The sequence below is a fragment of the Dactylosporangium sp. NBC_01737 genome (assembly GCF_035963215.1).
Lineage (GTDB): Bacteria > Actinomycetota > Actinomycetes > Mycobacteriales > Micromonosporaceae > Dactylosporangium.
The window spans coordinates 8,691,335-8,707,787 of sequence record NZ_CP109153.1; the positions used below are offsets into that span (position 1 = coordinate 8,691,335).

At 74.3% G+C, this 16,453-nt stretch carries 19 protein-coding genes; 16 read left to right on the forward strand and 3 right to left on the reverse strand.

Features of this window, described 5'->3' with window-relative positions:
* Positions 1-128: 128 nt before the first annotated feature.
* From OHA72_RS39385 to OHA72_RS39450, 14 genes are all read left to right on the forward strand, one after another.
* Entirely contained in the window at positions 129-944 is an 816-nt protein-coding gene (locus OHA72_RS39385) for a CoA transferase subunit A (protein ID WP_327001166.1), read from the forward strand.
* Positions 941-1,693 (forward strand): CoA-transferase subunit beta, encoded by a 753-nt coding sequence (locus OHA72_RS39390; RefSeq protein ID WP_327001167.1) that lies wholly within the window; start codon positions 941-943, stop codon positions 1,691-1,693. Before OHA72_RS39385 ends, OHA72_RS39390 begins: the two co-directional genes overlap by 4 nt.
* Before the next feature lie 62 nt (positions 1,694-1,755).
* Entirely contained in the window at positions 1,756-2,739 is a 984-nt protein-coding gene (locus OHA72_RS39395) for an NAD(P)H-dependent flavin oxidoreductase (protein ID WP_327011751.1), read from the forward strand.
* Positions 2,739-3,380: an acyltransferase gene (locus OHA72_RS39400; RefSeq protein WP_327001168.1), complete on the forward strand. Its 642-nt coding sequence runs from the start codon at positions 2,739-2,741 to the stop codon at positions 3,378-3,380. Before OHA72_RS39395 ends, OHA72_RS39400 begins: the two co-directional genes overlap by 1 nt.
* Positions 3,381-3,382: 2 nt before the next feature.
* Complete coding sequence (locus tag OHA72_RS39405) at positions 3,383-4,138, forward strand: SDR family oxidoreductase (RefSeq protein ID WP_327001169.1); 756 nt, start codon at positions 3,383-3,385, stop codon at positions 4,136-4,138.
* Positions 4,139-4,147: 9 nt separating this feature from the next.
* Positions 4,148-4,573, forward strand: a complete 426-nt coding sequence (locus tag OHA72_RS39410) for an FAS1-like dehydratase domain-containing protein (protein ID WP_327001170.1) — start codon at positions 4,148-4,150, stop codon at positions 4,571-4,573.
* The gene (locus OHA72_RS39415; RefSeq protein WP_327001171.1) at positions 4,570-4,935 is read left to right on the forward strand and encodes a MaoC/PaaZ C-terminal domain-containing protein; all 366 of its coding nucleotides are present in this window, start codon (positions 4,570-4,572) and stop codon (positions 4,933-4,935) included. The genes OHA72_RS39410 and OHA72_RS39415 overlap by 4 nt, the downstream gene beginning before the upstream one ends.
* A gap of 41 nt (positions 4,936-4,976) precedes the next feature.
* A complete protein-coding gene (locus tag OHA72_RS39420) occupies positions 4,977-5,666 on the forward strand; it encodes an enoyl-CoA hydratase family protein (RefSeq protein WP_327011752.1) in 690 nt (229 codons plus the stop codon).
* A complete protein-coding gene (locus OHA72_RS39425) occupies positions 5,663-6,799 on the forward strand; it encodes an acyl-CoA dehydrogenase family protein (RefSeq protein ID WP_327001172.1) in 1,137 nt (378 codons plus the stop codon). The genes OHA72_RS39420 and OHA72_RS39425 overlap by 4 nt, the downstream gene beginning before the upstream one ends.
* Positions 6,800-6,809: 10 nt before the next feature.
* Complete coding sequence (locus tag OHA72_RS39430; protein ID WP_327001173.1) at positions 6,810-7,697, forward strand: acyl-CoA dehydrogenase family protein; 888 nt, start codon at positions 6,810-6,812, stop codon at positions 7,695-7,697.
* Positions 7,694-8,536, forward strand: coding sequence for an enoyl-CoA hydratase (locus OHA72_RS39435; protein ID WP_327001174.1), 843 nt, complete (start codon positions 7,694-7,696; stop codon positions 8,534-8,536). The genes OHA72_RS39430 and OHA72_RS39435 overlap by 4 nt, the downstream gene beginning before the upstream one ends.
* Entirely contained in the window at positions 8,536-9,261 is a 726-nt protein-coding gene (locus OHA72_RS39440; protein WP_327001175.1) for an SDR family NAD(P)-dependent oxidoreductase, read from the forward strand. The genes OHA72_RS39435 and OHA72_RS39440 overlap by 1 nt, the downstream gene beginning before the upstream one ends.
* The gene (locus tag OHA72_RS39445; RefSeq protein ID WP_327001176.1) at positions 9,254-10,804 is read left to right on the forward strand and encodes a class I adenylate-forming enzyme family protein; all 1,551 of its coding nucleotides are present in this window, start codon (positions 9,254-9,256) and stop codon (positions 10,802-10,804) included. Before OHA72_RS39440 ends, OHA72_RS39445 begins: the two co-directional genes overlap by 8 nt.
* A 9-nt stretch (positions 10,805-10,813) precedes the next feature.
* Entirely contained in the window at positions 10,814-12,136 is a 1,323-nt protein-coding gene (locus OHA72_RS39450; protein ID WP_327001178.1) for a lanthionine synthetase LanC family protein, read from the forward strand.
* A 64-nt stretch (positions 12,137-12,200) separates the two neighbouring features.
* Here the strand turns inward: OHA72_RS39450 and OHA72_RS39455 are convergent, their stop codons facing one another.
* A complete protein-coding gene (locus tag OHA72_RS39455; protein WP_327001179.1) occupies positions 12,201-13,127 on the reverse strand; it encodes an RNA polymerase subunit sigma-70 in 927 nt (308 codons plus the stop codon).
* A 121-nt stretch (positions 13,128-13,248) separates the two neighbouring features.
* Between OHA72_RS39455 and OHA72_RS39460 the strand changes: the two genes are divergently transcribed.
* A complete protein-coding gene (locus OHA72_RS39460; protein WP_327001180.1) occupies positions 13,249-14,127 on the forward strand; it encodes an alpha/beta hydrolase in 879 nt (292 codons plus the stop codon).
* On the opposite strand, the gene OHA72_RS39465 is transcribed toward OHA72_RS39460, so the two are convergent.
* Complete coding sequence (locus tag OHA72_RS39465) at positions 14,084-14,380, reverse strand: thioesterase family protein (protein WP_327001181.1); 297 nt, start codon at positions 14,378-14,380, stop codon at positions 14,084-14,086. The two genes, OHA72_RS39460 and OHA72_RS39465, sit on opposite strands and share 44 nt — an antisense overlap.
* Positions 14,359-14,739 (reverse strand): hypothetical protein, encoded by a 381-nt coding sequence (locus OHA72_RS39470; protein ID WP_327001182.1) that lies wholly within the window; start codon positions 14,737-14,739, stop codon positions 14,359-14,361. The genes OHA72_RS39465 and OHA72_RS39470 overlap by 22 nt, the downstream gene beginning before the upstream one ends.
* Positions 14,740-14,815: 76 nt before the next feature.
* On the opposite strand from OHA72_RS39470, the gene OHA72_RS39475 reads away from it, so the two are divergent.
* Complete coding sequence (locus tag OHA72_RS39475; RefSeq protein ID WP_327001183.1) at positions 14,816-16,414, forward strand: class I adenylate-forming enzyme family protein; 1,599 nt, start codon at positions 14,816-14,818, stop codon at positions 16,412-16,414.
* The last annotated feature ends 39 nt before the right edge of the window (positions 16,415-16,453 follow it).

The window sequence follows — 16,453 nt, forward strand, 5'->3', positions numbered from 1 at the left end:
CGTTCGCACCAGGAGTCTACGTGGACCGCGGCCGTGAGATACGGCTCGGACGCGAGTGTAGCGTAATCAAGCAAGCGCTTGGTACGTTCACCGGGCAAGGTCCAGCCTGCGCGGTGAAGAAGGCGGCGATGGCGAACAAGCAGATGACCGAAGACGAGGTCGTGGCACAGCTGCGCTCGGGCATGACGATCGGGATCGGCGGCTGGGGATCCAGACGCAAACCGATGTCCCTGGTGCGCGCGATCCTGCGCTCCGACCTCACCGACCTGACCATCGTCAGCTACGGCGGGCCCGACGTCGGCCTGCTGCTGGCCGCGAAGAAGGTCCGCCACCTGGTGTACGGGTTCGTGTCGCTGGACACGATCCCGCTCGAGCCGCATTTCCGGGCGGCCCGGCAGTCCGGCGCGGTGGAGGTGACCGAGTACGACGAGGGGATGCTGCGCTGGGCGCTGTACGCCGCGGCCTGCCGGCTGCCGTTCATGCCCAGCCGGGCGGGCCTGGGCTCCGACGTGCTGAAGGTCAACCCCGGCCTGCGCACCGTCGCCTCGCCGTACGGCGACGAGGAGCTGGTCGCGATCCCGGCGGTGCGCCTCGACGCGGCCCTGGTGCACCTCAACCGGGCCGACGTGCACGGCAACGCCCAGTACCTGGGGCCCGACCCGTACTTCGACGACCTGTTCTGCACGGCGGCCGACAAGGCGTACGTGTCATGCGAGCAGATCGTGGACACCGCCGAGCTGACCCGGGACGCCCCGGTGCAGTCGCTGCTGCTGCAGCGGTGGATGGTGCACGGCGTGGTCGAGGCGCCCCGTGGCGCCCACTTCACCTCCTGCGCCCCCGACTACGAGCGGGACGAGGCGTTCCAGCGCGAATACGTGCAGGCCGCCGCCGACCCGCAGGCGTGGGCCGCCTTCTACGACCGCTACCTGGGGGTCCCAGCATGAGTGCCGTCACCCGCGCGGAGGTCTGCGTCGTCGCGTGCGCCGAGGTGTGGCGCGGCGACGGGGAGATCCTCGCCAGCCCGATCGGCCTCGTGCCGAGCATCGCCGCCCGGCTCGCCCGCGCCACCTTCTCGCCCGACCTGCTGCTGTCCGACGGCGAGGCGTACCTCGCCCAGGGCACCTGGGCGATCGGCGGCACCCCGCCCGTCATCGAGGGCTGGATCCCGTTCCGGGCCGTGTTCGACCTGCTGTACACCGGCCGCCGGCACGTGATGATGGGCCCCAGCCAGATCGACCGGTACGGCAACGCCAACATCTCCGCCATCGGCGACTTCGCCCGCCCCACCCGCGCGCTGCTCGGGGTCCGCGGCGCGCCCGGCAACACCGTCAACCATCCCACCAGCTACTGGGTGCCCCGGCACGGGCACCGCTCGTTCGTGGCCGCGGTCGACATGGTCAGCGGCGTCGGCTACGACCGCGCCGCGGCGAACCCGGCCGCGGGCCGGTACCACGAGATCCGCCGGGTGGTCAGCAACCTCGGCGTCTTCGACTTCGGCACCGACGACCACCGGATGCGCCTGGTCTCGGTGCACCCCGGCGTGAGCGTCGACGAGGTCCGCGCGGCCACGGGATTCGACCTGGCCGTGCCGGCGGACGTACCGCAGACGCGGATGCCGACACCGGAGGAGCTCGCCCTCATCCGTGAGGTCATCGACCCGGCGAACGTCCGCGCCAGGGAAGTCGACACGTGAGCGCGCTCAGGACGCCGATCTGCGAGCTGTTCGGCGTCCGGTACCCCATCGTGCAGACCGGCATGGGCTGGGTCTCCGACGCCAGGCTCACGGCCGCCACCGCCAACGCGGGCGGCCTCGGCATCCTCGCCAGCGCCACCCTCTCCTACGAGGAGCTGGTCACCGCGGTCGCCGACGTGCGGAAGCTGACCGACGCGCCGTTCGGGGTCAACCTTCGCGCCGACGCCCCGGACGCCGCAAAGCGCGCCGATCTGCTCATCCGGGAAGGTGTACGGGTTGCCTCGTTCGCCCTGGCGCCGAAGCCCGAACTGATCGAGCGGCTCAAGGCCGCCGGTGTGGTGGTGGTGCCGTCCGTCGGCGCGCGCCGCCACGCGGAGAAGGTCGCCGCCTGGGGCGTGGACGCCGTCGTCGTGCAGGGCGGCGAGGGCGGCGGGCACACCGGCCCGGTACCCACCAGCCTGCTGCTGCCCCAGGTGGTCGACGCCGTCGACATCCCGGTCATCGCCGCCGGCGGCTACTTCGACGGCCGCGGCCTGGTCGCCGCCCTCGCCTACGGCGCCGCCGGGATCGCGATGGGCACCCGGTTCCTGCTCACCAGCGACAGCCCCATCAGCAGGAACGTGCAGCAGCGGTACCTGGACGCCACCGTCACCGACACCGTCGTCACCGCCGCCCTCGACGGCGTCCCGCAGCGGGTCCTGCGCACCCCGTTCGTCGACGGGCTCGGCGAGACCGGCGCGCTGCGGCGGCTGCCGCGGGCGGTCCGCAACGCCCAGGCGCTGCGCAAGCTGTCCGGCCGGTCCTGGCTGAGCATGCTGCGCGAGGGCCGGGCCATGCGCGGCAGCCACGACCTGCGGCTCGGCCAGCTCGTCCTGGCGGCCAACACGCCGATGCTCATCCGCGCCGCCATGGTCGACGGCCGCGCCGACGCCGGCGTCATGGCCACCGGCCAGGTCGCCGGCCTCATCGACGACCTGCCCAGCTGCGCGGAGCTCATCGAGCGCATCATGGCCGAGGCCACGGACACGCTGAAACGGCTCGCCTGATGCCCGCCTACGCCATCGAGGACGTCATCCCGGTCGTGCATCCGACGGCGTACGTCCACCCGACCGCGGTGCTCATCGGCGACGTCCACGTGGGTGCCGGCTGCTACGTCGGCCCCCTGGCCAGCCTGCGCGGCGACTTCGGCCGGATCGTCCTTTCGGCCGGCTCGAACGTCCAGGACTCCTGCGTGCTGCACACGTTCCCCGGCACCGTGCTGAGGCTCGGCCCGGACGGGCACGTCGGGCACGGCGCGGTCCTGCACGGGTGCCGGGTCGGCGAGGGCGCCCTCATCGGCATCAACGCGGTCGTGCTGGACGGCGCCGAGATCGGCGAGTTCGCGTTCGTCGGGGCGCACTCGCTCGTCAGGGCCGAGTTCGTGGTGCCGCCGAGGACCCTGGCGGCCGGCGCGCCGGCCAAGGTCGTGCGGGACCTGACGGACGTGGAGTTGGCCTGGAAGGCGCACGGGACCGGGGTGTACCAGGCCCTCGCGGTGCGCAGCCGTGACTCGCTTCGCCCGGTCACGCCGCTGCCGCACGAGGAGCCGGACCGGCCGCGGCTGTCGACGTCCGCCGCGACCGCGGTCCCGCTGGATCAGGCCCGGCGCGCCTCTGGTGGACCAAGCAAGCGCTTGGTAGAGTCGTGATCATGCCGAACAGGACACAGGGGCACGGGCTGCTCGCCGGTCGCACCGTGCTGGTGACCGCCGCCGCGGGCACCGGCATCGGCTTCGCCACCGCCGAGCGGTGCGTCGAGGAGGGGGCCAGGGTCGTCGTCTCCGACCGGCACGAGCGCCGCCTCGCCGAGACCGCCGAGCGCCTCGGTGTGCCCGGCATCCCGTGCGACGTCACCGACCAGGCCCAGGTGGAGCACCTGTTCGCCGCCGCCGTCGAGCACTTCGGCGGCGGGCTCGACGTCCTGGTCAACAACGCCGGGCTCGGTGGCACCGCCGCCGTCGTGGACATGACGGACGAGCAGTGGAGCACCGTGCTGGACGTGACGCTCACCGGCACGTTCCGCTGCACCAGGGCGGCGCTGCGGCACATGATCCCGCGTGGCACCGGCGTGATCGTCAACAACGCCTCCGTCATCGGCTGGCGGGCGCAGGAGGGTCAGGCGCACTACGCCGCGGCGAAGGCCGGGGTCATGGCGCTCACCCGCTGCTCCGCCCTCGAGGCGGCGCACGCCGGGGTGCGCGTCAACGCGGTCGCGCCGAGCCTGGCGATGCACCCGCACCTGGCGAAGGTCACCACCGACGAGCTCCTCGCCGAGCTGTCGACCCGGGAGGCGTTCGGCCGGCCGGCGGAGCCGTGGGAGGTCGCCAACGTGATCGTGTTCCTGGCCAGCGAATACAGCTCGTACATGACCGGCGAGGTCGTCTCGGTCAGCAGCCAACACCCCTAGGAGCCAGCCATGGTCGACGACAGCGCCGTCGGGGTGACCGGCGAGCCGTTCACCCTCGACGTCGAACGCGGCAAGATCCGCGAGTTCGCCCGGGCCACCGGCTCGGCGAACCCCGCGTACCTCCAGGCGGAGCACCCCGTGATTCCGCCGACGTTCCTCACCACCGCGTTCTTCTGGCAGACCGGCGACGCCGACCCCTGGCAGGCGGTCGCGATGGACCAGCGCAAGGGCCTGCATGCCGAGCAGGAGTTCGTGTTCCACGGCCCTCCGCCACGCGCCGGCGACCGGCTCACCGGCAGGTCCAGAATCGAGTCGGTGACCCGCAAGGAGGGCCGCAGCGGCGTGCTCACCTTCGCGGTGATGGTCACCGAGTTCCACGACGAGACCGGCCGGCACGTCGCCACCGCCCGCCTCACGGGGGTCGAGACAGCATGAGCACCTTCGGCCCTCTGACCCGCACGGACCTGGTGCGGTACCAGGGAGCGTCCGGCGACTTCAACCCGATCCACCACGACGAGCCGTTCGCGCTGTCGGTGGGCATGCCCGCGCCGCTGTCGCTGGGCATGCTGCAGGCCGGGTTCCTGGCGACCTGGGCTACCGACCGGTTCGGCGCCGAGGCGATCCGGTCGTTCCGGGTCCGCTTCGCCGCCCAGGTCTTCCCCGGCGACACCGTCACCTGCGACGGCAGCGTCGTGCGGCGCGACGCGGACAGCTTCGACGTCGAGATGACGTGCACCACCCAGGACGGCACCGTCGCCGTGTACGGCTGGGCCACCTTCACCACGGAGGCATCGTGATCGAGTCCACAGTGGACGAACTCGGGGTGGCCGAGATCGTCATGGCCAACCCGCCGGTGAACGCGCTGCCGGTGGCGGGCTGGTTCGCCCTCGCCGCCGCCCTCGACGCGGCCGGCGCCGACCCGGCCGTGCGGGCCGTGGTGCTGCGCGCCGAGGGCCGCGGCTTCAACGCCGGCGTCGACATCAAGGAACTGCAGGCCGCGACGGGCTTCGGCGCGCTGGTCGGGGTGAACCGCGGCTGCGCCGCCGCGTTCAGCGCCGTCTACGACTGCCCCGTCCCGGTCATCGCGGCCGTGCACGGCTTCTGCCTCGGCGGCGGCATCGGCCTGGTCGGCAACGCCGACGTCATCGTCGCCTCCGACGACGCCACCTTCGGGCTGCCCGAGGTCGACCGGGGCGCGCTCGGCGCGGCCACCCACCTGTCGAGGCTGGTGCCGCAGCACAAGATGCGGGCCATGATGTACACGTCGGCGACCGCGACCGCCGCGGAGCTGCACGCGTTCGGCTCGGTCCTGAGCGTCGTGCCCCGCGCCGAGCTGCGCGCCGCCGCGTTCGCCGTCGCCCACGACATCGCCGGCAAGGACCCCGCGGTCATCCGCGCGGCGAAGGAGTCGCTCAACGGCATCGACCCGTGGGACCCGAAGCGCAGCTACCGCTACGAGCAGGGCTTCACCTTCGAGCTCAACCTCACCGGGGTGGCCGACAGGGTCCGGGAGGACTTCGGCCAATGATCTCCCTGACCGACACCGCCGAAGAGGCCGAGTTCCGGGCCGAGGCCCGCGACTGGCTGCGCGCCAACGTGCCCGGCCCGCTGCCGTCCGGCGACACCCGCGACGGCTTCGCCGCGCACCTGCACTGGGAACGCGCCCTGTTCGACGCCGGCTGGGCCGTGGTGTCGTGGCCGCGGCGGTACGGCGGGCGCGACGCCACCCTGTGGCAGTGGCTGATCTTCGAGGAGGAGTACTACGCCGCCGGCGCGCCGCAGCGCGTCACCCAGAACGGCATCTTCCTGCTCGCACCGACCCTGTTCGAGTTCGGCACCCCCCAGCAGCAGGACACGCTGCTGCCGCGGATGGCGGCGGCGCAGGACCTGTGGTGCCAGGGCTGGTCCGAGCCCGGCGCCGGCAGCGACCTGGCCGCCATCAGCAGCCGCGCCGTTCGTGAGCCCGGCGGCGGCTGGCGGCTCAACGGGCAGAAGACGTGGACCACCCGCGGCGCGTTCAGCACCCACCTGTTCGGCCTGTTCCGCACCGACCCGGAGGCCGCCCGCCACCGCGGCCTCACCTACTTCCTCGTCCCGCTGGACGCCGACGGGGTCACCGTCCGCGGCTTCGGCCGCCTCGACGGCGACGAGGGCTTCGCCGAGGTCTTCCTCGACGACGTGCACGTCGCCGATGACGCCGTCCTCGGGGAGCCCGGCAAGGGCTGGCAGGTCGCCATGTCCACCACCGGCTCCGAACGCGGCCTCACGCTGCGCTCCCCGGGCCGGTTCCTGCACACCGCCCAGCGGCTCGTCGCGCTCGCCGCCGCGCAGGGCGACCGGCTGCGCCCCGCCCTCCGGGAGCGGGTCACCCGCGCCTGGCTCGGCGCCCGCGCCTACCAGCTGTTCACCCTCAACCAGGTCACCGACCTCGTCGAGGGCCGCGCACCCGGCGCCAGGTCGAGCCTCAACAAGCTGTACTGGTCCCGGCTGGACATCGAACTGCACGAGATCGCCCTGGAACTGCTCGGCGGCGACGCGGCCCTCGACTCGCCGTGGACCCGCGGCTTCCAGTTCTCCCTCGCCGGGCCGATCTACGCCGGCACCAACGAGATCCAGCGCAACATCGTCGCCGAGCGGGTGCTCGGCCTGCCCCGAGCGTGAAGGAGCCACCGTGCGGTTCGCGTTGACCGAGGACCAGGTCGCCCTGCGCGACGCGGTGCGGGCGCCCCTCGCCACGGGCGACTGGTCAGCCGTGGCCGCGACGGGCGTGTTCGCGGCCATGACCGACCTGGGCCTGGACGAGACCGATCTCGTGCCGGTCCTCGAGGAGGTCGGGTACGCCGCCGTCGCGCTGCCGGTCACCGCGACCGCGTTCGTGGCGGCGCCGCTGCTGGCCGCGCTCGGCGACGACCGGGGCCCGCGGGTCGCGATTGCCGGGCCGGGCGGGCTGACGCCGTTCGGCGGCCACGCCGACCTGATCCTGCACCTCGACGGCGGTGCCGCCCGGATCGGCGGTGCCAGGACCGCCGCGTCCACGGTGGACACCAGCCTCGACGCGGTCGTGTCCGTCGCGGGTGAGGTCCTCACCGGCGACCCGGCGCTGGTCGGGGCGGCCGCCGCACGGGCCGCCCTCGGCCACGCCGCCGAGCTCGTCGGGCTCGGCCGGCGGATGCTGGAGCTGACCGTCGGCTACGTCAAGCAGCGGCAGCAGTTCGGCGCGCCCGTCGGCAGCTTCCAGGCCGTCAAGCACCAGCTCGCCGACGCGTACCTCGGCCTGGAGTTCGCCCGCCCCGCCGTCCTGGCCGCAGCCTGGGCGCTGCGCGAAGGCGTCGACGCGGGACCGGCCGTCGACGGCGCCGTGGTGCTCGCCGCGGACGCCGCGCACGCGATGAGCCGCGCCGCGATCCAGTGCCACGGCGCCATCGGCTACACCGTCGAGTACGAGCTGCACCACTACGCCAAACGCGCCTGGGCCCTCGCCGCCCTCGCCACCCCCGGCGACCGGCTCGACGCGCTCGCCACCACCATCGGCCTGCCGGACCCTGAGGAGCTCACATGACCGAGGAAGACGTCGTCCGGTACCGCACCGAAGGCCCGGTGGCGGTCGTGACGATGCACCGGCCGCAGTACCGCAACGCCCAGAACTCCGCGATGACCTACGCCCTCGACGACGCGCTGTACCGCGCCGCCGACGACGACGAGGTGAAGGTCATCGTGCTCACGGGGGAGGGAAAACACTTCTCCGCCGGGCACGACATCGGCACCCCCGGCCGGGACATCGACACCACGTTCCCGCGCCGCGCCGGGCTGTGGTGGGACCACGTCGGCAAACCCGGCGCGGAGAGCCGCTTCGCCCGCGAGTCCGAGGTGTACCTCGGCATGTGCCGGCGCTGGCGGGAGCTGCCGAAGCCGACCATCGCCGCCGTGCAGGGCGCCTGCATCGCCGGCGGGCTGATGCTCGCCTGGTGCTGCGACCTCATCGTCGCCGCCGACGACGCGTTCTTCGCCGACCCGGTCGTGCGGATGGGCATCCCCGGCGTCGAGTACTTCGCCCACCCGTGGGTGATGGGCCCCCGCCACGCCAAGGAGTTCCTGTTCCTCGGTGAGCGCGTGTACGCCGACCGCGCCCTGCAGCTCGGCATGATCAACCGGGTGGTGCCGCGCGCCGACCTGGAATCGTCCACGATGGACATCGCCCAGCGGATCGCGCAGATGCCCCGCCTCGGCCTTGCCCTGACGAAGAAGGCCGTCAACCAGGCCGAGGACCTGATGGGGCTGCGCGCCGGCATGGACTCCGTGTTCGGCCTGCACCACGTCGCGCACGCGCACAATGCCGAAGTGGGCCAGGACTCCCTCGCGGGGCACGACGCCAGGTCCATGCGCGACGGCGGTCGCTGATGCCGCACCGGTACGACGGCCGCGTCGCCCTGGTCACCGGCGCGGCCTCCGGCATCGGCCGGGCCACCGCCGCCCGCCTGCGCGACGAGGGCGCCCGCGTCGCCGGCCTCGACGTCGCGACCGTGGACCTCGACGGCGTGCACGGCATCCGCTGCGACCTGCGCGATGAGGACCAGGTCGACGCCGCCGTCGCCGAGGCCGCCGAGTGGGGCGGCCGGATCGACCTCCTGGCCAACGTCGCCGGGGTCGCCTCGTCCGCGCACACCACCGACGTGACCCTCGCCGAGTGGGACCGGATCCTCGCGGTGAACCTCACCGGCACGTTCCTCGCCTGCCGGGCCGCGCTGCCGCACCTGATCGCCGCGCAGGGCGCCGTGGTCAACGTCGCGTCGCTCGCCGGGGTCCGCGGCTGGCGGTACAGCGCCGCGTACTCCGCCGCGAAGGGCGGGGTCGTCGCGCTCACCCGGGCCCTCGCCGTCGAGTACGCGCCGGACGGGGTGCGGGTCGCGTGCGTCTGCCCCGGCTCCGTGGACACCCCGCTGAAACGCGACCTGGTGCCCGCGCCGGACCAGGACCCGCGGCTGGCCGGGCACGCCCGGGCGCTGCTCGACCCGCCGGTCGCCGACCCGGCCGAGGTCGCCGCCGCCATCGCGTACCTCGGCTCGGCCGAGGCCCGCTTCGCCACCGGCGCCGTGCTGCGTCTCGACGGGGGCGCCGGTGTCTGAGTACCCGCCGGACGTGATCGCCGCCCACCACGCCTCCGGCGCCTGGACCGCCGACACGATCGCCGCGCTCGTCGCCCGCAACGACCCGTCCCGGGTCGCGTTCGTCGCGCCCGAGGGCACCTTCACGTGGGGCGACTACGACGCGCTCTCGTCCCGCCTCGCCCGGTCCTATGTGGACGCCGGGTTCGCGCCGGGGGACCGGCTCGCCGTCCTGCTCACCGGCGGCGCGCTCACCCACGTCGCCTACCTCGCCGCGCAGAAGGCCGGCCTGGTCACCGTCGGCATCGGCCCGCGCGCCGGCGACGCCGAGATCACCCACCTGCTCGCCAAGACCGGTGCGGCCGGCCTCGCCACCGCCCCGTCGCACCGCGGCCGCCCCGGCGCTTCGATCGCGGCGCGCTGCGGCGCGATGAGGCACGTCGTGCTCGACCTGGACGCACTGCCCGCCGCCGGGTTTGCCGGCCCGGGGCTCGGCGCGGACGACCTGTTCTTCGTGAACTCGACCTCCGGCACCACCGGGCTGCCGAAGTGCGTCCGGCAGACGATGAACAACCGCAAGTACTTCGGGCCCCTCGCGCACGCCGCCGGCCGTTTCGGCGACCACGAGGTCTTCGCCAGCGTGCTGCCCGCACCGTACGGCTTCGGCCTGTGGAGCGCGCACGTCGTGCCCGCCATGTACGGCTACCCGACCGTGCTCACCGCCGAGTTCGACGCCGCCGAGACGCTGCGCCTCATCGAGGAGCACCGGGTCACCGTGCTGTGCGCCGTCACCGCCCAGTTCATCATGCTGCTGAACTCGCCCGCGTTCGCGAGCACCGACCTGTCGTCGCTGCGGGTCATGTTCACCGGCGGGGAGCGGGTACCGGTGGCGCGGGCCCGCGAGTTCGAGGAGCGGACCGGCTGCGCGGTGCTGCAGTTCTACGGCTCCAACGAGGCCGGCCCGCTGTCGGTGACCACCGTGGACGACCCGCAGACCGCCCGGCTGACCACCGCCGGGCGCCCGGTCCCCGGAGCCCGGCTGCGCCTGCTCGCCGACGACGCCGACGTCCCCGGCGGGCCGGGGCAGGTTGCCGCGAAGGGACCCGGCTGCACGCCCGGCTACCTCGACGACGACGCCGCCAACGCCGCCCTGTTCCGCCCCGACGGCTGGCTGCTCACCGGCGACGTGGCCACCGTCGACGCCGCCGGCTACCTGGCCATCACCGGCCGGATCGCGGACTTCATCATCCGCGGCGGCCACAACGTCAGCGCCCTCGTCGTGGAGGAGGCCGTCGGCGGCCACCCGGCGGTCGCTCAGACCGCCGTCGTCGCCGCGCCCGACCCCGTCCTCGGCGAACGTGTCTGCGCCTACGTCGTCACCCGCTCGCCCCTGACCCTCGACGCGCTGCGCGTCCACCTCGACGCGGCCGGGGTGTCCAAGCAGAACTGGCCCGAATACCTGGTCACCCTGCCCGCGCTGCCGCTGGGCACCGGCGGCAAGGTCGACAAGGCCGGCCTGCGCGCCGACGCGGCCGGTCGCTTCGGGGGCGAGCCGACCGGATAGCGTGACGGCATGGCAGATGCTGCGACGTACCGGGAGCTGGGGGAGGCGGCCTGGGCGTGGACCCTCGGCCAGGTGCACCACGACGAGGACGGGCCCTGGCTGGCCGAGCGGGTCGTCGACGGCGAGCCGAAGCCGGCGGGTGCGCGGGACTGCTTCTACGACGGCATCGCGGGTCTCGCGCCGGTCCTCGCCGAGCTGCGCCTGGCCCGGCCGCTGACCCGGGCCGAGACGGCGCTCGCCGACGGGATCGCCGAGCGGCTGGCGGCGCAGGCCGGGACGCGCGTCGAGCCCTCGCTCTACGACGGCCTGGCCGGTGACGTCACCGCGTTGCGGCTGCTCGCGCCGGGACGCGAGGGCGTCGCGCTGGAGCGTCTCGCGCGGCTGCGCACCCCCGCCGGATGGCCGACCACGATGCGGGCCGACTCCCGTGAGCCGTCCACCGACGTGGTCATGGGCAGCGCCGGGATCGTGCACGCCGCGGTCTGGGTCGGCGGCGACCGGGCCGAGGAGATCATGACGACCGGCGGCGAGGCGCTGCTGGCCGTCGCCGAGCCGACGGACGCGGGCCTGGACTGGCGGATGTGGCCCGGCTACCGCTCCAGCAGCCCGAACTTCTCGCACGGCACCGCCGGCGTGGCGGCCGCCCTCGCGGTGGCCGGGCGGGCGCTGGACCGCGCGGACTTCGTCGAGGCCGCGCGGCGCGGCGCCGATCATCTCCTCGCCGTGGCGGACCTGTCCGGCGGCGGGTTCGTCGTGCCGCACACGTCGCCGCCGTCGCAGCGGGAGGTCGAGCCGGTCACGTACAACTGGTGCCACGGACCGGCGGGGACCTCGCAGCTGTTTCCGGCCCTGGCCCTCGCCGGGGTCGAGGAGGTCGGCGGTCACCCGGTCGGCGAGCTGCGCCACCGCTGCCTGCACTCGGTCCTCACGTGCGGTCTCCCGGCCCGCCTGCGCCCGGGCTTCTGGGACAACGACGGCCGCTGCTGCGGCACCGCGGGCGTCGGCGACATCCTCCTGGACGCCGCCCAGGACAGCACCGGCCCCGCGCCGTACCTCGACGGCGCACGGACGATGGCCGACGCCCTCGCCGACCGCGCGATCCGCGACGGGACGGGCGCCTATTGGCGGTTCGTCGAGCACCGGCAGGACCCGCCGCTGCTGCCGCCGGGCACGGGCTGGATGCAGGGCTCCGCCGGCATCGCCGCCTTCCTGCTGCGCCTCGCCCGGGTGGAGGAGGAGGGCCTCACGGCCGCGGTCGTCGACCGGCCCGACCAGTGGTGGGCCGTGCCCGCCGCCCGCCGCGTCACCGGGAGCCGCGTCACCGGGAGCTGAGTCATCGACCGCCGCGTCATCGACCGCCGCGTCACTGGCCGCCGCGTCACCACCGGGCGGCGCGTCACCGGGTGGTGGTGACGCGGGCGGTGGTGAAGCGGGTGACCAGGTCCGGTTCGGCGAAGACGGTCACGGCCGCGAGCCCGCCGGCCGCCGGGGTGAGCACCGCGACGCCGAACGGTTCGCCGTGCCACCACGCCAGGGCCGCCGGCTGGCCGTTGGCGCCGGCCGGCTCCATCTGCCACGCGCCCGGGGCGTCCATCGACGGCGCCGCGAGCGCCACACAGGCGGCGTTGCCCTCGGCCCGGACCCCGGACGGCAGCAGCTCGAGAACCGCGTCGGTGCGCAGGACACGCTCGAACGCGGCCGGGTCCGCCTGCTCCCACGCCGCCATGTACCGGTCGAGCAGCGCACGGCTCTCCCGGTCGGCCGGCTCGGTGAGCCGGTCCGGCGACGGCGCCACCTCGGCCAGCCGGGCCCGGGCCCGCTGCAACGCGCTCTTGACCGCGGCCACGCTGATGTCCAGCATCCGCGCCACGTCGGCGGCCGGGAAGGCGAGGACCTCACGCAGCAGGAGCACCGCCCGCTGCCGGGCCGGCAGGTACTGCAGCCCGGCGACGAACGCGAGGCGTACCCCTTCCCGGGCCACCACCTCGGTCGCCGGGTCCGCGCCGACGAGCGCCGTCGGGATCGGCTGGATCCACAGTGCGGGCTCCTCCGGATCGGTCGCGAGCCCCGACGGCAGCGCCCGGCGGCTCCGGCCGGTCAGCGCGGTGAGGCAGACATTCGTGACGATCCGGTACAGCCACACCCGCACCGTGGACCGCTCCTCGAATGCGGGCCAGGCGCGGAACGCGCGCAGGTACGCCTCCTGGACCGCGTCCTCGGCCTCGTCCCACGACCCGAGCATGCGGTAGCCGTGCGCGAGCAGCCCGCGGCGCTCGTGCTCGAACCGTTCGGTCAGGGTGTCGGCGCGGTGGTCAGTCGTCATGTCGGTGCAGACCTCGTTCGACCGCGAAAGGAATCGGCGGCGCACCGATTCTTCCACCGGTCACGCCGGGTCTGTACCCGTACCGGCGGCGCAGCGGGCGACGCGGGTGAGAGGAGCGACGATGAGTGTGGACGACGATCCGGTCCGGCGGCACTGGGTCCGGTCGCGGCAGCGGTGGCAGGGCGAGACGGACGCGACCGAGCCGTGGGAGTCGCTGACGGCGGAGCCACCCGGCGTGGGGCACCGGGAGGCCGACGCGGGCGGCGTGCCGGCGCTGTGGGTGGAGCCGCACGAGGCGCCCGGCGGCGCGGTCATGCTGTACATCCATGGCGGCGGGTTCGTCAGCGGCAGCGTCTGGACGCACCGCAAGCTGGCCGGCCACCTGGCGTCGGCGACCGGCACCAGGGCGCTGCTGGTCAGCTACCCGTTCGCCCCCGAACAGGTGCACCCGGCGCAGCTGGACCAGGTCACCCGCGCGTACACCTGGCTGCTGGACCAGGGCACCGACCCGGCGCGGCTCGCGCTGGCCGGCGACTCCTGCGGCGCGTGGCTCGCGCTGTCGCTGGCCCTGCGTGCCCGCGACCGGGGGCTGCCGCTGCCGGCCGCGCTGCTGCTCATCTCGCCGTGGGTCGACCTGACCCAGAGCGGGACGAGCTACCGCACGAACGCCGCGACCGACCCGTTCTTCACCAAGGACCTCGTCGACGGCCTCGCGGCGGGGTTCCTCGGACCGGCGGACGCGGCGGACCCGCGCATCGACCTGCTGCAGGCCGACCTGACCGGGCTGCCGCCGATGAAGATCCAGGCGGGCGGGGACGAGGCGCTGCTCGACGACAGCCGCACGCTGCACGCCATCGCCGGAAAGGCGGGCGTGGAGGCCGACCTGGAGGTGTTCCCGGGGCAGCTGCACACGTTCCAGATGGCCGCCGGCACGACCGCGGTGGCCGACCGGGCCGTCAGGTCGCTGGCGAACTGGGTTCGGCCACGCCTGCGCGGCTGACGAGGGTCTGGGCGACCTGGCCGTCGCCGATGCGGCGGCCGTCGACGGTGGCCTGCACGTCGAAGAGGTAGCGGCGGCCGCGGACGTCGGCGATGACGGCGGTCACCACGAACTGCTCGCCGGTGCGGGCGGGGCCGGTGTGCCGCACCCCGATCCAGGTGCCCAGCGACGCGGTCGCCGGGGCGAAGTGCGGGCGCAGCGCGTCGGCGGCGGTGTCCTCCAGGCAGGCGATCAGCGCGGGCGTGCTGAGCACCGGCGCCGCGTCCGGGACGTGGTCGGTGGTCTGGCCGGCGGTGACCGTGAAGGTGCGGGTGCAGGAGACGCCGGGGGCGAGGTCGCTGCGCAGCAGCCGGTGCGGCGACTCGTCGCGGGTGCGCCGTGGCGCACGCGGAGGTCCGCGACGAGCCGCTCGCCGCGCAGCAGCCGCAGGGTCTGCACCCGGCCGCCGGTCCCGCCGCCGACCGTGGTGAGCCGCAGCGGGGCGTCGCCGGCGCCGGCCGGGTCGCCGTGCCAGATGAGCTGCTCCACGTGGGCGCCCGCCGGGATCGGCAGCATCGGCAGGACGCGGAGGTCCGCCGGGGTGCCGGCGGGTGCTGTCCAGAGGTCCGGCACGCGACGCTCCCTACCTTGACATGCTCGAAGGGCCGGGAACAGAATGACACAACCAAGCGCTTGTTTGGTAGAGGTCTTGGGGGTATTCGTGCACGACCTGTTCCCCGCCGGTGCCGCGCCGGCGCCCGGCAGCGTCCACGAGCGTTACGTCGCCGACCGCCTCGCCGGCGTGCGGGACGGCGAGACGCTGCCCGACACGGTCCGCCGGCACGCCGCCGCGCAACCGGACGGCATCGCCTTCGTCGCCGGCGAGGACCGGCTCACGTGGGCGCAGTTCGACGCCCGCTCCACCGCGTTCGCCCGGCGGCTCGCCGACGCCGGGCTGCCGCGCGGCGCCCGCGTCGGCGTCCTGCTGCCCGACGGCGTCGAGGTGCACGTCGTGTACCTCGCCGCGATGAAGGCCGGCATGATCGTCGTGGCGATCGGGCCGCGCGCCGCCCGCCTCGAGGTCCGGCACCTGCTGAGCGTCGGCGGCGCGACCGCGCTCGTCAGCCGGTCCGACCACCGCGGCGAGCCCGTCAGCGACCTCGTCGAGGGGCTCGGCATCGTCGTACACCTCGAAATCGACCGGCTCGAGGACGGCGTCGTCGCGCCGAGGTCGCCGCACGAGCTGCGCCGTGCAGAGATCCACCTGCTGAACTCGACGTCCGGCACGACCGGCATGCCGAAGTGCGTGGTGCACAACCAGGACCGGTGGTTCTACTACCACGAGCTCGCCGTCGAGTGCGGCGACCTGCGCACCGACGACGTGTTCCTGACCCTGATCCCCGCGCCCTACGGCTTCGCGCAGTGGACCGCCAACTTCACCCCGACGCTGCTGGGCGCGCCGACCGTCGTCATGCCCCGCTTCTCCGCCGACGAGGCGCTGCGCCTCATCGAGCGCGAGCGGGTCACCGTGGTCTGCTGCGTCAGCACCCAGTTCATCATGATGCTCAACTCGCCCGTCGCCGCCGAGGTGGACCTGTCGTCGCTGCGGGTCATGTTCACCGGCGGCGAGGCCGTGCCGTTCGAGCGGGCCGCCGAGTTCGAGCGCCGCACCGGCGCCAAGGTGCTGCAGTTCTTCGGCTCCAACGAGACCGGCGCGCTGTCGCGGACCTCCGTCACCGACACCGTCGACCAGCGGCTGCGCACCGCCGGGAAGGTCATCGACGCGATGCGGGTGCGGCTGTTCGCCGAGGACGGCACCGACGTCACCGCCGCCGGCGGCCCCGGCCAGGCCGCGTGCGCGGGCCCCGCGACGTGCCTGGGCTACTTCGCCGACCCGGCCGCGAACGAGGCACTGTTCACAGCGGACGGCTGGATGCTCACCGGCGACATCTGCACCGTCGACGCCGACGGCTACCTGCGGGTCGTGGACCGCAAGTCCGACTTCATCATCCGCGGCGGCAAGAACATCAGCGCCGCCGCCGTCGAGGACCACGTCGGCTCGCACCCCGCGGTCGCCATGGTCGCCGCCGTCGCGGCGCCGGACCCGACGTTCGGCGAGCGGGTCTGCGCGTTCGTGGTGCTGCGCGAGGACGCCAGCCTCGACCTCGACGACCTGCGCAAGCACCTCGACGCGCGCGGCGTCTCCCGGGACAACTGGCCCGAGCGCCTGGAGATCGTGCCCGACCTGCCCCGCGGCTCGGGCGGCAAGGTCGCCAAGGCCCAGCTCCGCCAGCGCCTGCGCGCCTGAGCCACGGCCGGGCGTCCGGTGGGAGCCGGGCGCCGGGCG

What these genes read in the sequence shown, in the direction of transcription:
- OHA72_RS39400 (WP_327001168.1), top strand. Translation starts at nt 2,739, where the DNA reads ATGCCCGCCTACGCCATCGAGGACGTCATCCCGGTCGTGCATCCGACG.
- OHA72_RS39450 (WP_327001178.1), top strand. Translation starts at nt 10,814, where the DNA reads ATGGCAGATGCTGCGACGTACCGGGAGCTGGGGGAGGCGGCCTGGGCG.
- OHA72_RS39460 (WP_327001180.1), top strand. Translation starts at nt 13,249, where the DNA reads ATGAGTGTGGACGACGATCCGGTCCGGCGGCACTGGGTCCGGTCGCGG.
- OHA72_RS39440 (WP_327001175.1), top strand. Translation starts at nt 8,536, where the DNA reads ATGCCGCACCGGTACGACGGCCGCGTCGCCCTGGTCACCGGCGCGGCC.
- OHA72_RS39405 (WP_327001169.1), top strand. Translation starts at nt 3,383, where the DNA reads ATGCCGAACAGGACACAGGGGCACGGGCTGCTCGCCGGTCGCACCGTG.
- OHA72_RS39455 (WP_327001179.1), bottom strand. Translation starts at nt 13,127, where the DNA reads ATGACGACTGACCACCGCGCCGACACCCTGACCGAACGGTTCGAGCAC.
- OHA72_RS39420 (WP_327011752.1), top strand. Translation starts at nt 4,977, where the DNA reads ATGGCCAACCCGCCGGTGAACGCGCTGCCGGTGGCGGGCTGGTTCGCC.
- OHA72_RS39390 (WP_327001167.1), top strand. Translation starts at nt 941, where the DNA reads ATGAGTGCCGTCACCCGCGCGGAGGTCTGCGTCGTCGCGTGCGCCGAG.
- OHA72_RS39395 (WP_327011751.1), top strand. Translation starts at nt 1,756, where the DNA reads ATGGGCTGGGTCTCCGACGCCAGGCTCACGGCCGCCACCGCCAACGCG.
- OHA72_RS39385 (WP_327001166.1), top strand. Translation starts at nt 129, where the DNA reads ATGGCGAACAAGCAGATGACCGAAGACGAGGTCGTGGCACAGCTGCGC.
- OHA72_RS39410 (WP_327001170.1), top strand. Translation starts at nt 4,148, where the DNA reads ATGGTCGACGACAGCGCCGTCGGGGTGACCGGCGAGCCGTTCACCCTC.
- OHA72_RS39415 (WP_327001171.1), top strand. Translation starts at nt 4,570, where the DNA reads ATGAGCACCTTCGGCCCTCTGACCCGCACGGACCTGGTGCGGTACCAG.
- OHA72_RS39425 (WP_327001172.1), top strand. Translation starts at nt 5,663, where the DNA reads ATGATCTCCCTGACCGACACCGCCGAAGAGGCCGAGTTCCGGGCCGAG.
- OHA72_RS39435 (WP_327001174.1), top strand. Translation starts at nt 7,694, where the DNA reads ATGACCGAGGAAGACGTCGTCCGGTACCGCACCGAAGGCCCGGTGGCG.